Annotated in this window: 16 protein-coding genes; 12 read left to right on the top strand and 4 right to left on the bottom strand. The window is 72.1% G+C overall.

Going from position 1 to position 14582, the window contains the following annotated elements:
* Positions 1 to 35 precede the first annotated feature (35 nt).
* Complete coding sequence (locus ACFY2L_RS18135; protein ID WP_390822765.1) at positions 36 to 404, top strand: ArsR/SmtB family transcription factor; 369 nt, start codon at positions 36 to 38, stop codon at positions 402 to 404.
* Here the strand turns inward: ACFY2L_RS18135 and ACFY2L_RS18130 are convergent.
* The gene (locus ACFY2L_RS18130) at positions 394 to 1797 is read right to left on the bottom strand and encodes a purine-cytosine permease family protein (protein ID WP_390822764.1); all 1404 of its coding nucleotides are present in this window, start codon (positions 1795 to 1797) and stop codon (positions 394 to 396) included. The genes ACFY2L_RS18135 and ACFY2L_RS18130 overlap by 11 nt on opposite strands.
* Positions 1798 to 1917: 120 nt before the next feature.
* Positions 1918 to 2331: a PLD nuclease N-terminal domain-containing protein gene (locus ACFY2L_RS18125; protein WP_390657996.1), complete on the bottom strand. Its 414-nt coding sequence runs from the start codon at positions 2329 to 2331 to the stop codon at positions 1918 to 1920.
* Between the two features lie 88 nt (positions 2332 to 2419).
* Here ACFY2L_RS18125 and ACFY2L_RS18120 point away from each other — a divergent pair, with 88 nt between their 5' ends.
* The 10 genes from ACFY2L_RS18120 to ACFY2L_RS18075 all read left to right on the top strand — a co-directional run bounded on the left by ACFY2L_RS18120 (position 2420) and on the right by ACFY2L_RS18075 (position 10651).
* Positions 2420 to 3871 (top strand): menaquinone biosynthesis decarboxylase, encoded by a 1452-nt coding sequence (locus tag ACFY2L_RS18120; protein ID WP_390822763.1) that lies wholly within the window; start codon positions 2420 to 2422, stop codon positions 3869 to 3871.
* Positions 3868 to 4770, top strand: a complete 903-nt coding sequence (gene mqnP / locus ACFY2L_RS18115; RefSeq protein ID WP_390657998.1) for a menaquinone biosynthesis prenyltransferase MqnP — start codon at positions 3868 to 3870, stop codon at positions 4768 to 4770. The genes ACFY2L_RS18120 and mqnP overlap by 4 nt, the downstream gene beginning before the upstream one ends.
* A 46-nt stretch (positions 4771 to 4816) precedes the next feature.
* The gene (locus ACFY2L_RS18110) at positions 4817 to 5389 is read left to right on the top strand and encodes a Uma2 family endonuclease (protein WP_390657999.1); all 573 of its coding nucleotides are present in this window, start codon (positions 4817 to 4819) and stop codon (positions 5387 to 5389) included.
* A gap of 55 nt (positions 5390 to 5444) precedes the next feature.
* A complete protein-coding gene (locus ACFY2L_RS18105) occupies positions 5445 to 6107 on the top strand; it encodes a UbiX family flavin prenyltransferase (RefSeq protein WP_390658484.1) in 663 nt (220 codons plus the stop codon).
* Positions 6108 to 6175: 68 nt separating this feature from the next.
* Positions 6176 to 6631: an Lrp/AsnC family transcriptional regulator gene (locus tag ACFY2L_RS18100; protein WP_390658000.1), complete on the top strand. Its 456-nt coding sequence runs from the start codon at positions 6176 to 6178 to the stop codon at positions 6629 to 6631.
* 104 nt (positions 6632 to 6735) lie between these two features.
* On the top strand, positions 6736 to 7899 hold the full coding sequence (gene mqnE, locus ACFY2L_RS18095; protein ID WP_390822762.1) for an aminofutalosine synthase MqnE: 1164 nt from the start codon (positions 6736 to 6738) through the stop codon (positions 7897 to 7899).
* Between the two features lie 389 nt (positions 7900 to 8288).
* Entirely contained in the window at positions 8289 to 8939 is a 651-nt protein-coding gene (locus tag ACFY2L_RS18090) for a UdgX family uracil-DNA binding protein (RefSeq protein WP_390822761.1), read from the top strand.
* A 53-nt stretch (positions 8940 to 8992) separates the two neighbouring features.
* Positions 8993 to 9517, top strand: coding sequence for a GNAT family N-acetyltransferase (locus ACFY2L_RS18085; protein ID WP_390822760.1), 525 nt, complete (start codon positions 8993 to 8995; stop codon positions 9515 to 9517).
* Positions 9518 to 9605: 88 nt separating this feature from the next.
* Positions 9606 to 9932 carry a DUF4229 domain-containing protein gene (locus ACFY2L_RS18080; RefSeq protein WP_390658004.1) on the top strand — a complete coding sequence of 109 codons (327 nt, stop codon included), beginning with the start codon at positions 9606 to 9608 and terminating at the stop codon, positions 9930 to 9932.
* Positions 9933 to 9970: 38 nt separating this feature from the next.
* Complete coding sequence (locus ACFY2L_RS18075) at positions 9971 to 10651, top strand: TetR/AcrR family transcriptional regulator (RefSeq protein ID WP_390658005.1); 681 nt, start codon at positions 9971 to 9973, stop codon at positions 10649 to 10651.
* Between the two features lie 277 nt (positions 10652 to 10928).
* On the opposite strand, the gene ACFY2L_RS18070 is transcribed toward ACFY2L_RS18075, so the two are convergent.
* Positions 10929 to 11780 (bottom strand): MaoC family dehydratase, encoded by an 852-nt coding sequence (locus ACFY2L_RS18070; RefSeq protein WP_390822759.1) that lies wholly within the window; start codon positions 11778 to 11780, stop codon positions 10929 to 10931.
* On the bottom strand, positions 11780 to 13084 hold the full coding sequence (locus ACFY2L_RS18065) for a 3-oxoacyl-ACP reductase (RefSeq protein WP_390822830.1): 1305 nt from the start codon (positions 13082 to 13084) through the stop codon (positions 11780 to 11782). The genes ACFY2L_RS18070 and ACFY2L_RS18065 overlap by 1 nt, the downstream gene beginning before the upstream one ends.
* 102 nt (positions 13085 to 13186) lie before the next feature.
* On the opposite strand from ACFY2L_RS18065, the gene ACFY2L_RS18060 reads away from it, so the two are divergent.
* Complete coding sequence (locus tag ACFY2L_RS18060) at positions 13187 to 14521, top strand: acetyl-CoA C-acetyltransferase (protein ID WP_390658007.1); 1335 nt, start codon at positions 13187 to 13189, stop codon at positions 14519 to 14521.
* Positions 14522 to 14582 lie beyond the last annotated feature (61 nt).

The following is a 14582-nucleotide window of genomic DNA, read 5'->3' as shown; positions in this document are numbered from 1 at the left end:
CAACTGTTCAATGAAAAGCGAACACTCGTGAGTGTATGGTTTTCGTCGAACAGTCGGCAAGCCGCACCCCCGAGGAGGACCGCGTGGCGAACACCGGTCATCGGGTCGCCCCCGAGCACACCCACCCCGACGACGTCCCGGTCCCCGCCGCGCTCGCCGCGCTCGCCGACCCGGTACGGATCACCCTGGTCCGTGAACTGGCCGGCTCGCCCGAGTGGACCCGCTCCTGCGGCAGCTTCGACGTCCCCGTCGGCAAGGCCGCGCTCAGCCACCACTTCGCCGTCCTGCGCGCCGCGGGCCTCGTCGAACAACGCGACGAGGGCCCCCGCCGCGTCAACCGCCTGCGCCGCCAGGAGTTCGACGCCCGCTTCCCGGGCCTGCTGGACCTGGTCCTCAGGGACTGACCGTCGCGCGGGCCCGTCCCCGCAGCGCCGCGTACACGCCCGCGGCCACCACGAACCCCACCGGCGGGGTGATGTCGCCGAACGACGGCCAGTGGGCGGGCACGTAGCCGACGTACTTCTCCTGGTTGGAGAAGAGGGGGACCGAGACGGCGACGCCGGCCAACAGGGCCGCGATGCCCGGCCGGTTGGTGAAGGAACGGTCGGACAGGCGGGCGGAGAGTTCCTGGTCCGAGACCGTGCGGCCCCGGAGCCAACGCTCCGTCAGGACGACCCCCAGCCACGGTGCCACCCAGTACGCGATGACCAGCAGGAACGCCTCGTAGGCCGCGCCGGCGTCCGACAAGGACGCCCAGGCCGCCGCCGTCCCCGCCGCACCCGACACCACGACCAGCACGCCGCGGCTCAGCCAGGAGGGGAGGTCCAGGCCGAGGGCGGTGAGGGAGATCGCCCCGGAGTACACGTTGAGGGCGTTCGCCGAGACCGCGCCGAGGATGATGGCGATCAGCACCAGGTCGCCGAGCCAACCGGGGAGATGGCCGGTGAAGGCGGCCGTCGGGGTGGCGTCCGGCGGGGCCGCGATCGTCGCCGAGGCCGCGCCGACGACGGCGACGAGGGAGACCGAGACGAACAGGCCGACCGCCGGGTGGAGCACCGTGCGGAACCTGTCCGCGGTGCGCGGGAGGTAGCGGGAGTAGTCGGCGGCGTACGGGTTCCAGCCCGCCGCGTAGCCCCAGGCCGCGCTGAACGCCAGCAGGAACCCGCCGATGCCGCCGCCCGCGCCGCCCCCGCCGAGGTCCGCGTGGTCGAAGGTGCTCAGGCCGGCCAGCAGGAAGATCACGGCGAGGGCCGGGAAGGCGTACTTCTCGAAGGTGTGGACGAAGTTGTGGCCGATGAAGCCGATGAGGATCTCGGCCACCACCACCAGGAGGAGGGAGGGGAGGGGACGCAGACCGGTCAGTGTGTTCAGGGCGAAGGCCGCGCTCACGCTGTTCACCGCGAACCAGCCGACACCCGCGACCAGGCCGTTGGCCGCGGAGGGCAGGATGTTCCCCCGGTGGCCGAAGGAGAGCCGGCCCACCACCATCTGCGGGACGCCGAACCGGGGCCCGTCCAGGGACAGCACGCCCTGGGTGACCGCGCCCAGCGCGGTGCCGAGGACGATCGCGGCCGTGGCCTGCCAGAAGCTCAGGCCGAAGAACAGGACCGGGATCACGCCGATGTAGACGGTCGCGAACTCGATGTTCGGGGAGGCCCAGGTCCACAGCAACTGGCGTGGGGAGCCGTGCCGTTCGGCGTCGGGGATGGGCTCCGAGCCCGCCGTCTCGACGGCGATGACCTTGTCGCCGTACTCGGGGGTGAGGGTGCCGGCAGAGTCGGCGGGTGCAGTCGTCATGCGAGGTAAGTGTCCGGTTCCCACCCCTTGCGGCCCAGAGGCGCATTGTCCGCTCCGGGCGCCTCGGCGGCGTACAACCTGTAGGGCGCCGGACCCTCCCCGGCTCCGCCATCCCCGGGCTCAGCCCTCCCTGGGGTCCTCGCCGGACTCACGGCGCTTGAGCTCCTCCTCGCGGCGGCGCAGGTCGGCCTCCCAGTCCCTGAGGAGCCGCTCGTCGTCCTTCGCCTTCTCGCCCTCGTCCTCCCTGTCGCCCTTCTCGTCCTTGAGGGACTTGAGGAACTCCGGGTTGTCGTCGGGCGCGACCCACGTGCCGCCCGGGGCGCCGGCCGCGGCCCCGCCCGCCGGGGCGCGCCGCACCTTGCCCGCCACCAGCCAGGCCACCGGACCGACCAGCACCTCGCCGAAGAGCAGGATGATGAGCACCCACACCACCTTCGGCAGCCCCCGCACCTCTTCCTCCGGGGTGTTCAGGCAGTCGATGAACGCATAGATCCACAGCGCCAGGACCAGCAGGAACGGCAGATACCTGAGCATGGTGGCGGGTTCTCCCAGAAGACGGCGACAGGGCGTGGGGCCGCCCCGGTGACGGGGTCAGGGTAGCCGGTGGCCGATACTGGGACACATGGCTTACGACGATCTTCGTTCCCTGCTCAGGGCACTGGAGCGTGAAGGCGACCTCAAGCGCGTCAAGGCGGAGGTCGATCCGTATCTGGAGGTCGGGGAGATCGTCGACCGGGTCCAGAAGTCCGGCGGTCCCGCGCTGCTCTTCGAGAACGTGAAGGGGTCGAGCATGCCCCTCGCGATGAACGTGTTCGGCACCGACCGGCGGCTCCTCAAGGCACTCGGCCTGAAGTCGTACGGCGAGATCAGCGAGAAGATCGGCGGACTGCTGCGGCCCGAACTGCCGCACGGGTTCGTGGGCGTGCGCGAGGCGTTCGGGAAACTCGGCGCGATGACGCACGTGCCGCCGAAGAAGGTGAAGGACGCGCCGGTGCAGGAAGTCGTCCTGCACGGCGACGAGGTGGACCTGGAGCAGCTGCCCGCCCTCTTCACCTGGCCGCAGGACGGCGGCTCCTTCTTCAACCTCGGTCTGACCCACACCAAGGACCCGGAGAGCGGGATCCGCAACCTCGGGCTGTACCGCCTCCAGCGCCACGACAAGCGCACGATCGGCATGCACTGGCAGATCCACAAGGACAGCCGCAACCACTACCAGGTGGCGGCCCGGCGCGGTGAGCGCCTCCCGGTGGCGATCGCCTTCGGCTGCCCGCCCGCGGTCACCTACGCCTCCACCGCACCGCTCCCCGGTGACATCGACGAGTACCTGTTCGCCGGGTTCCTCGCGGGCAGGCGGATCGAGATGGTCGACTGCAAGACCGTCCCGCTCCAGGTCCCGGCGCAGGCGGAGGTGGTCCTGGAGGGCTGGCTGGAACCCGGCGAGATGCTGCCGGAGGGCCCCTTCGGCGACCACACCGGCTTCTACACCCCGCAGGAGCCCTTCCCCGCCCTGAAGATCGACTGCGTGACGATGCGCCGTCGCCCCCTGCTCCAGTCGATCGTCGTGGGCCGCCCCCCGACGGAGGACGGACCGCTGGGCCGCGCGACGGAACGCTTCTTCCTGCCGCTGCTGAAGATCATCGTCCCGGACATCGTGGACTACCACCTCCCCGAGGCGGGCGGCTTCCACAACTGCGCGATCGTCTCGATCGACAAGAAGTACCCCAAGCACGCGCAGAAGGTCATGCACGCCGTCTGGGGCGCCCACATGATGTCCCTGACCAAGCTGATCGTGGTCGTCGACTCCGACTGCGACGTCCACGACCTGCACGAGGTCGCCTGGCGGGCCCTCGGCAACACGGACTACGCCCGTGACCTCACGGTCGTCGAAGGTCCCGTCGACCACCTCGACCACGCCTCCTACCAGCAGTTCTGGGGCGGCAAGGCGGGCATCGACGCGACGAAGAAGTGGCCCGAGGAGGGCTACACCCGCGACGGCGGCTGGCCGGACATGGTGCTGCCGGACCCGGAGACGGCGGCGAAGGTCGACCGCCGGTGGAAGGAGTACGGGCTGTGAGCTCCGCTTCCGCAGCGCTTCCGCAGCCGGGACGCACCAAGGCCTTCCTCCGCCTGGTGATGATCGAGCACTCGGTCTTCGCGCTGCCCTTCGCCTACATCGCGTCCCTCACGGCGATGTTCCAGATGGACAGGAACATCCACTGGGGGCGGCTGCTCCTGGTCACCGTCTGCATGGTGGGCCTGCGCACCTTCGCGATGGCGGTCAACCGGATCATCGACCGGGAGATCGACGCCCGCAACCCGCGCACGGCCCAGCGCGAGCTGGTCACGGGCGCGGTGTCCGTCCGCCACGCCTGGACGGGCGCGCTGATCGCGGTCGCGGTCTTCCTCGGCTCGGCGGCGCTGCTCAACCCCCTGTGCCTGGCGCTGGCGCCGGTGGCGGTCGTCCCCATGGTCGTCTACCCGTACGGCAAACGCTTCACGAACTTCCCCCAGGCCATCCTGGGCCTGGCCCAGGCGATGGGCCCGATCGGCGGCTGGCTGGCGATCACCGGGGAGTGGTCCTGGGACGCGGTCGTCCTCGGTCTCGCCGTCGGCATCTGGATCGGCGGCTTCGACCTGATCTACGCCTGCCAGGACGTCGAGACCGACCGCGCGACCGGCGTCATGTCGGTCCCGGCCCGCTTCGGCATCCCGGCGGCGATCCGGTCCGCCCGCGTCTGCCACGCCGTCACCACGGCCCTCTTCGTCTGGTACGCCCTGCTGACCGGCGCGGGCGCGTTCTTCTGGCTGGGCCTGCTGATCGTCGCGGGCGCGTTCGTCTACGAGCACTCGATCGTGCGCCCCCACGACCTGTCCCGCCTGAACAGGGCGTTCTTCTCCGTCAACGGCTTCATCGGGATTGCCCTGTTCGGGTGTGCTCTGCTCGACCTCCTGGTTCGAGGTCTCACCGTCTGAACAGCGTGCGGCCTACCATCGAGGGCAGGACCCCAGGGAGGCCACCGTGACCGTCTCGGACCTTGACCGCCTGCACTCGCAGCTCAGCCGGTTCGAGGACATGTTCCCCGGCTATCGCATGGAGATTGTCGAGGGCAACATCATGATGAGTCCGGTCAAGCCCCACCACGCCAAGACCATCCGCTTGGTGTGGAACGACCTCGAGGCCCTGCTGGGTCCCGAGTGGGACTTCGTCAGCGATGTGGCCTTTCCCTTCGACGACGACAACGAGTTCTGCCCCGACCTGGCGGTCATCCCTGCCCCTGAGGCTGCCAAGAACAAGGGCGCCTATCCGCCCGATCTCATCGAGCTGGTTGTCGAAGTCGTCTCCCAGGGCAGCGTCCGCCGTGACTACGAGGTCAAGCCCCGCTGGTACGCCTCCCGGGGAATCGCCAACTACCTGATCTTCGACCCGCTCCAGGGGCACGTCGTGACGATGTGGAACCCCGGCTCCGACGGCTACCTCGGCCGCGACACGATCGCCTACGGTCCCGAGCTGACCGTCGACTCCCCGCTCGGCAAGCTCGCGATCCCGACCGCTCACCTCCCCGTCGATCCGAAGGCTCCCGGCCGGTCCTGAAGACCTCTCCGCTCACCGGTACGCTCAAGGTGTGAACGCAGGAGAAACGCAGCGCGTGCCTTGGATCGTGGGGGTGTCCGGGGCGTCCGGTACGCCGTATGCCGCCGCTGTGCTGCGGGCGCTGCTCGCCGGGGGCGAGAGCGTCGACCTGGTGGTCAGCCGGGCCTCGCGGCTCACCCTGCTCGACGAGACCGGGATCTCCTTCCGGGACGCGCACTGGCGGGACGACCTGCGCGAATGGCTCGCGCGCGGAGCCGACGGGAAGCCGGACGCCTTCGACGCGGACGTCAGCGGCGACCGGGTGCGGTACTGGGGCGCCGGGGACCTGGCCGCGGGACCGTCCTCCGGGTCGTACCCCGTGAAGGGGATGCTGATCGTCCCGGCCTCCACCGCCTGCGTCGCCGGTGTCGCCCTCGGTCTGTCGAAGGACCTGCTCCAGCGGGCCGCGAGCGTGACGCTCAAGGAGCGGCGGCGGCTGGTCGTCGCCGTGCGCGAGACCCCGCTGAACGGACAGACGCTCCGGCATCTCGTCGCGCTCGACGACGCCGGCGCGAGCGTCGTGCCCGCCTCGCCGGCCTTCTACGCGGGCGCCACCCACATCCAGGACCTGGTCGACTTCGTCGCCGGACGGGTGCTCGACGCGGCGGGGGTCGCGCACGGGCTCTACCGCCGGTGGGAGGGCGAACTGGGCGGCGCGAACGGAACCAGGGCCACGTGAGCGTCATCTGAGCACGTCGCAGTACCTCTCATCTCTTCGGGAACTTTGATCGGAAGGCTTCGATTCGCATGGACGCGGTGGACAGGCAGCTCATCCAGGCCCTGAGGGAGAACGGCCGGGCCTCCTACGCGGAGCTGGGACGCCTCGTCGGCCTGTCGGGACCCAGCGTCACCGACCGCATCAACCGGCTGGAGGCCGCCGGAGTCATCACCGGCTACCGCGCCACGGTGAACGCCGCCTCGCTCGGCCTCGGCGTCACCGCCCTCATCGGCATCTCCCTCTCCGACGCCGCCGACCACGAGGACGTGGCGAACCGGATGAAGGACTTCAGCGAGATCGAGGACTGCTGGTTCATCGCCGGCGACGACTCGTTCATGCTCAAGGTGCGGGCGAACGACGTGGACGGCCTGGAGAGGATCATCCGGCGGCTCAGCGGGACCAAGGGCGTCTCCCGGACCCGTACCACCATCGTGCTCTCCACCAAGTGGGAGAACCGGGTGGGGGAGCTTCCCGAGGAGGTCTAGGGGGGACACGACCCGGGCCCGTTCCGGGGCTGTACGGGGGTGCCGCCCGGCCGAAGGGCGGGGGGTACGGTGGGGCGGAGTCGTCGGAGAAAGGTGTGACCCCCATGGACGTCGGGCTCAAGCGCGAGCTGGAGCAGAAGGTCAGGGCCGGAGAGCGGCTGACCCGCGAGGACGGCATCGCGCTGTACGAGTCGGACGACCTGGCGTGGCTGGGCGGCCTGGCGCACGAGGTGCGGACGCGGAAGAACGGTGACGTCGTCCACTTCAACGTCAACCGGCACCTCAACATGACCAACGTGTGCACGGCCTCCTGCGCGTACTGCTCCTTCCAGCGCAAGCCGGGGGAGAAGGACGCCTACACCATGCGCATCGAGGAGGCCGTCAAGCTCGCCAAGGCGATGGAGAGCGAGAACCTCACCGAGCTGCACATCGTCAACGGCCTGCACCCGAACCTGCCGTGGCGCTACTACCCGCGGTCGCTGCGCGAGCTGAAGGCGGCGCTCCCGAACGTGTCCCTGAAGGCCTTCACGGCGACGGAGATCCACCACTTCGAGACGATCTCCGGTCTGTCGGCCTCGGAGATCCTCGACGAGCTCATCGACGCCGGTCTGGAGTCGCTGACCGGCGGCGGCGCCGAGATCTTCGACTGGGAGGTCCGGCAGCACATCGTGGACCACCGCACCCACTGGGAGGACTGGTCCCGCATCCACCGGCTGGCGCACGAGAAGGGGCTCAGGACGCCCTGCACCATGCTCTACGGCCACATCGAGGAGCCCCGCCACCGCGTCGACCACGTCCTGCGGCTGCGTGAGCTCCAGGACGAGACGGGCGGCTTCCAGGTCTTCATCCCGCTGCGCTACCAGCACGACTTCGTGGACATGCAGGACGGCAAGGTCCGCAACCGTCTCCAGGCCCGGACCCAGATGGCCACCGGCGCGGAGGCCCTGAAGACCTTCGCGGTCTCCCGCCTGCTCTTCGACAACGTCCCGCACGTCAAGGTCTTCTGGGTCATGCACGGCGTCCAGACCGCCCAGCTCGCCCTCCAGCACGGCGCCGACGACATGGACGGCTCGGTCGTCGAGTACAAGATCACTCACGACGCCGACAACTACGGCACCCCCAACAAGCTGACCCGCGAGGACCTCCTCGACCTCATCCGCGACGCCGGCTTCCGCCCGGTGGAGCGCAACACGCGGTACGAGATCATCCGGGAGTACGACGGCCCGGACCCGGCGCGCAGGGAGTCGCCGCAGCCGATGCGGGTGTGACGAGGGGCCCCGGCGGGTTGTGACGGCGCGTGACGCCGGTGTGGCGGCGGGCCGGGGCGGGTTGTGTCGGCCGGGCGACGCGGGCCGTGAGTGGGCCGCAAGGGGGCCGGGGGGCGGGTCGCGCGGCCGGTGCCGCCTGGGTGCGCGCCCGTGAGCCCCGCGATGGCACGGCTGACAGCGTCGGCCGGCGGTGGCGTGGCCACTCACGTCGGCCGGCGGTGGCGTCGCTGACCGTGTCGGTTCGCGGTGGCATGGCTGCCCGCGTCGGCGGGCTGCGCCACCGCTGCTCACTTCGGCCCGCAGGGGCATGGCTGCCCGTGCCGGCCCGTTTCGGCTCGTGGTGAGTGGTGTGACGTGGGTCCGCGCCTCCGTGGGGGTACCCGGGCTCCATGGTGGCCACCCGGGCGCCTGAGGACGCCTGCACCGCGGAACCGTTCGTTCCCGACCACGGCGGACTGACCGCCCTGCGCAGGGCGGCGGCCGGCTGCCGGGGCTGTCCCCTGCACCGGGACGCCACGCGGACGGTGTTCGGCGCGGGGCCGGCCGACGCCCGCGTGATGCTCGTCGGCGAGCAGCCCGGCGACCAGGAGGACCGGCAGGGCAAGCCCTTCGTGGGCCCCGCCGGGAAGCTGCTCGACCGGGCGCTCGCGGAGGCCGGCATCGACGCCGGCGAGGCGTACGTCACCAACGCCGTCAAGCACTTCAAGTTCACGCGGGCCGAGCCGCGCAAGCGCCGGATCCACCAGGCGCCCACCCTGCGGGAGGCGGCGGCGTGCGGGCCGTGGCTCGCCGCCGAGCCGGCGGTCGTCGAGCCCGAGCTGGTCGTGGTGCTGGGGGCCACGGCCGGGAAGGCGCTGCTGGGGTCGTCGTTCCGGGTGACCGAGGTGCGCGGGACCGTCCTGGAGGAGGAGATCCACGGGCGCCGCGAGCGGCTCGTGCCGACCGTCCACCCGTCGTCCGTCCTGCGCGCCGACGACCGCGAGGCCGCCTACCGGGGGCTGGTCGCGGATCTGGAGGTGGCGGCGCGGGCCCTGGCGTAGGGCCGGGGGAAAAGCGGCGGCGCGGACCCGTCTGTAATGGCTACGATCCCTGCATGGTCCTTACCTTCACGCTCGACCCCGCCGTCACCCCCGCCCTCCGGGACGGCGTCCTCGACCTGTGGACCGACGTCTCCAACGCCGGGGGAGCCGTCGGCTTCGTCGCGCCCGTGACACGCGACGAGATCAGGCCCGAGCTGGTCAGGCACCTCGCGGCGATGGCCGAGGGCCGTCACCGGCTGCTCGTCGGACACGACGAGGCGGGCGGGGTCGCCGCGACCGCCTTCTTCTCCTTCAACACGCACCGGCTGCAGAAGCACTGGGTCTGGCTCTACACGGTGATGGTGCACCCCCGGTACCAGGGTCAGGGGTACGGCCGGGAGCTGCTGGCGGCGGCCGCCGACGCGGCCCGGGGCTTCACCGGCATCGACGCGATCCGGCTCTCCTGCCGGGGCGGACTCGGTCTGGAACGCTTCTACGGCTCCTGCGGCTACAAGGAGGTCGGCCGGATCCCCGGCGCCATCCGCGTCGCCCCGGGCGACGACCGCGACGACGTCGTCCTGCTGCTGCCGCTGACGTGAGGCGGGCCGCGGGGGCGGCTGCGAGATCGGGAGCCCGCCGTGCTTCACTGGACGACGGCCCCTTTTGGAAACGGAAGAGTGGATTGACATGCTCCGCTACACACTGATGCGCCTCGGCGTCTTCGCCGGCTGCCTCGTGGTCGTCTGGGGCCTGGTCTACTCGGGTGTGCTGCCGCGCGGCCTGGGCGACTCCAACGGCATGTGGGTCGTCCTGCTCGCGCTGGTGGTCTCCGCGCCGATCAGCTTCGTCGTCCTGCGCAAGGAGCGCGACCGCGCCTCGGCGAACGTCGTGCGGCGGGTGGACCGGATGAAGGCCAACCTGGACGCCAACCGCTCCCAGGAGGACGAGGCGGTCGACTCCGCCGAGGCGCAGGGACGGTCCGCCCAGGGTCAGGCCCAGAGCCAGGCCTCCTGACGGAGTTCACTCCCGCCCGGTCCAACTAGGCTTGCCCCATGGGTGCCGTGAAGACCAAGCGGATGCCGCGTGCGGTCCGTGAGCAGCAGATGCTGGACGCCGCCGTGGAGATCTTCGGGCGGCGGGGGTACATGGCCGCGTCCATGGACGAGATCGCCGAACTGGCGGGCGTGTCCAAGCCGTTGGTGTATCTGTACCTGAACTCCAAGGAAGACCTGTTCACCGCGTGCATCCGGCGCGAGGCGAGAGCGCTGGTGGACGCGGTGCGTTCCGGCGTCCGTACCGACCTGCCGGCCGACCGCCGGCTGTGGGACGGCCTGCTGGCGTTCTTCGCGCACACCGCGGCCCACCCGCACGCCTGGTCCGTCGTGCACCTCCAAGCCCGCACGCACGGCGAGACGTTCGCCGCCGAGGCCGCCGCGATGCGCGAGGAGATCGTCGCGTTCGTCACCCACCTGATCGCCGTCGCGGCGCGCGAGGCACCCTCCCACTCCCGGACCTGCGCGAGCGGCGGGACCCCGCTCGACCCCGACCTCCCCGAGCGCGAGGTCGCCGGCCTCGCCGAGGCCCTCGTCGGCGCCGCCGAGTCCCTCGCCGTCTGGGCCAACGCCACCGACGGCGTCACGGCCCGCCAGTCGGCGGCGACCTTGATGAACTTCGCCTGGGCAGGCCTGGGCAACCTGATGGAGGGCCACAACTGGACCCCACCGGAGCCCTGAGCCCGCCTGCCGACCCGCGCGGGGGGCCTGGCCGGCGGCCCGCACCTGGAGCTTGAGGCCCGGCCGCCGTGCCGGGGCCTGGACCCGGCCGGCGGCCCGCGCCGGGTCCCGGGCCCGCCCGCCGGGCCACGCCGGGAGCCTGAGACCAGACCGGCGGCCCGTGCCTGCTGCCTGCGGCGGCGTCGGTCGGCGGATCGCTTCGTGCGGTGGGATCCGGTGCTGCGGCTAGGGGGTGTTTCGAAAGTCCCGCACAGTACCCGGACTTTCGAAACACCCCCTAGAGCCGGGTCACCCGTCCGGTGACGTGGAGTCGGGAGGACGTCTCCCCGACGCTCCGCAGTTCGAACCGGGTGCCGTCCGAGGCGAAGGTCACCGTGCCCGGCAGCAGCACCGGTGCCCGGAACTCCGCCCGGGCCCGGACGGCCGGCGGGGTGCCGTGGGCGGCGAGGCAGCGGGCGGCCGTCCACATGCCGTGGGCGATGGCCCGGGGGAAGCCGAAGAGGCGGGCGGTGAGCGGGTGGAGGTGGATGGGGTTGCGGTCGCCGGAGGCGGCCCCGTAGCGGCGGCCGACGTCGGCGGCGAGCCGCCACTCGTCGAGGAGGGGGAGGGGGACGGGATCCTCCTCCGGCTCCCGCGGCGGGGGCGAGGCCGCGGAACCGGTGGGGTGCCGGGCCAGGTAGGTGCTCGTCGACTCCCATACGACGGTGCCGGACTCCCTCAGTTCCGTGACCACGAACGCCTCCGTGCCGCGCCGGTGCGGGGCCAGACGGCCGACGCGCACGGCGAGTTCGTACACCCCGGTGGCCGCGAGCGCCCGGTACCGGGTGATCTCGATCGAGGTGTGGACGAGGCCGAGCAGCGGGAGCGGGAAGTCCCGGCCGCTCATGATGCTCATGGCCAGCGGGAACCCCAGCACGTGCGGGTACGTCAGCGGCAGGGCGTCGTCGCCGGTGGGGAAGCCGCAGACCCTCTCGTAGGCCGCGAGCCGGGCCAGGTCGACCCGCAGCCCGGGCAGGACGAGCCGGTCGCCGGTGAAGCCCACGGCGGCCCGCGGCCGTTTGAAGGGGGAGCGCAGGGCCCCGCGGGCGAGCAGCGGGCCGAGGGCGGGCGCGGAGGCGAGAGTGGTCATCACGCCCCCAGCAGGCTCTGGCCGCACACCCGCACGACCTGCCCGTTGACCGCCCCGGACGCCGGATGCGCGAGCCAGGCGGTGGTCTCGGCGACGTCGGCCGGCAGCCCGCCCTGGGCGAGGGAGTTCATCCGGCGGCCCGCCTCCCGGATGAACAGCGGCACGGCGGCCGTCATCCGCGTCTCGATGAAGCCGGGCGCGACCGCGTTCACCGTGACCCCGTGCCCGGCGAGCGCGCGCGGGGCGAGGGCGCGGACCAGCCCGGCCACGCCCGCCTTGCTCGCGCCGTAGTTCGTCTGCCCCGCGTTGCCCGCGAGCCCGGCGATGGATGCGGTCGCCACGATCCGGCCGCCCGGCCGCAGGGTGCCCTTGGCGAGCAGCGCGTCGGTGGTGCGCAGCACACTCGCGAGGTTCACGTCGAGCACGGAACTCCAGCGGTCGGCGGGCATGTTGACCAGCCGCCGGTCCCGGGTGATCCCCGCGTTGTGGATCAGCACGTCCAGCCCGTCGGGGAGTTCGGCGGCGATCCGCTCGCCGGCGTCGGCGGCGGTGATGTCGAGCGCGAGGGCCCGCCCGCCCAGCCGTTCGGCGACCCGGCGGGCGTCCGCCTCGGCCTGCGGCACGTCCAGCACGACGACCTGGGCGCCGTCCCTGGCCAGGGTCTCGGCGACCGCCTCGCCGATGCCCCGCGCGCCGCCGGTGACGAGGGCGGTGCGGCCGGTGAGGGGGCGCTCCCGGTCGCCGGGTTCGCCGGGCTGTCCGGCGCCCACCTCGATCACCTGGCCGCTGACGTAGGCGGACTTGGGGGAGAGCAGGAAGCGCAGGGTCGACTCGGCGGCGGCCGCGTCGGTGAGCCGTACGAGATTCACGGTCCGCCCGCGCCCGATCTCCTTGCCGAGCGAGCGGGTGAACCCCTCCAGGGCCTGCTGCACGGCCGCCCGGTGGTGGTCGTCGTCGGCGTCCAGGGGCGAGCCCAGCAGCACGATCCGGCCGCTCGTCGCGACCGACCGCACGACGGGGTGCAGGGCGGCGTGCACCTCGGCGAGGGTGTCGACGTCACGGACGCCGGTCGCGTCGAGGACGACGGCGGCGGGGTCGGCGGTGCCGAGGGGGAGCCCCGCGCGGGCCAGGACCGGCGCGAGGCCGAGCGTGGACGTGCCGGCCGTAAGGTGAAGCAAGGTGCCTGTGAGAGAGGGCTGTTCGGGTGACCAGCGGCTGAGCGCCGCCGGTTGCGGAAGGCCGAGCCGTCGGGTGAGGAAGCGTCCGGGTGCGGTGGCGGTGAAACCCAGATAGCGGTCGGCCATGTTCGTCTCGTCTCCCACGGGCTCGGCGCCAATGAAAAATTGCTTACTCCGGAGTAAGGTTACCGGGGGTAAGTCTAGGTCAAGGGTGAGGAGCAGGTCGAGATGAGTACCTCGGAGCCGTCGAAGGTGACCTACCTGAGAGGCGCGCGCAAGCCCGCCCTGGAACCCCCGCGCGCCCGTCGCGTCGCGGTCGTCGGCGGCAGCCGGGTCCCCTTCGCCCGCTCCGACGGCCCGTACGCCACCGCCTCCAACCAGGACATGCTGACCGCGGCGGTGAACGGGCTCGCGACGCGCTACGGGCTCGACGTGCCCGGAGTCGTCGGCGAGGTCGTCGCGGGCGCCGTCCTCAAGCACAGCCGCGACTTCAACCTCACCCGCGAGACCGTCCTCGGCTCGAAACTCGACCCGCGGACCCCCGCCTACGACATCCAGCAGGCCTGCGGAACCGGGCTCCAGGCGATCATCGCCGCCGCCAACAAGATCGCCCTCGGCCAGACCGAGTCGGCGATCGCCGGCGGCGCCGACACCGCGAGCGACGCCCCGCTCGGCGTCAATGACCGGCTGCGCCGCATCCTGCTGGAGGCCCGCCGCGCCAAGTCGACCGGCGCCCGCCTCAAGGCCCTCGCGCAGATCCGCCCCGGCCATCTCCTCCCCGACGTCCCGCGCAACGCCGAGCCGCGCACCGGCCTGTCCATGGGCGAGCACGCGGCGGTCACCGCGCGCGCCTGGGGCATCGGGCGCGAGGCCCAGGACGAGCTGGCGGCGACCAGCCACCAGCGGCTGGCGGCCGCGTACGAGCGGGGCTTCTTCACGGACCTGGTCGTCCCCTTCCGCGACCTCGCCCGCGACCAGAACCTGCGCCCGGACTCGACGGTGGAGAAACTGGCCGCGCTGAAGCCGGTGTTCGGCACCGACGGCCCCGACCCCACGATGACGGCGGGTAATTCGACACCCCTGACGGACGGCGCCGCGGTCGTCCTCCTGGCCTCCGAGGAGTGGGCCGAGACCCGGGGCCTGGAACCGCTGGCGTACCTGACCGCGTACGAGACGGCCGCCGTCGACTTCGTCCACGGCGATGTCGCGAACGGCGAGGACGGGCTGCTGATGGCCCCCGCGTACGCCGTCCCGCGCATGCTGGAGCGCACCGGTCTCGGCATCGAGGACTTCGACCTGGTGGAGGTCCACGAGGCGTTCGCCTCCCAGGTGCTGGCCACGCTGGCGGCCTGGGAGAAGCAGGGGCTGGCGCCGGTCGACCGGGACAGGCTGAACGTGGCCGGGTCGTCCCTGGCGACCGGGCACCCGTTCGCCGCCACCGGCGCGCGGATCGTCGCCACGCTGGCGAAACTGCTCGCCGAACGCGGCGGATCCGGACGGGGCCTGATCTCGGTCTGCGCGGCGGGCGGCCAGGGGGTGACGGCCGTGCTGGAACGGGTCTGACGACCGGGCCGCAACGTGCGTGACGGGGGGCCGGATCCCCCTGCGACCAGGGGAAACTGAA

The sequence above is a fragment of the Streptomyces sp. NPDC001381 genome (assembly GCF_042895685.1).
Taxonomy (GTDB): Bacteria; Actinomycetota; Actinomycetes; order Streptomycetales; family Streptomycetaceae; genus Streptomyces.
This window is presented reverse-complemented; position numbering and strand designations above follow the sequence as displayed.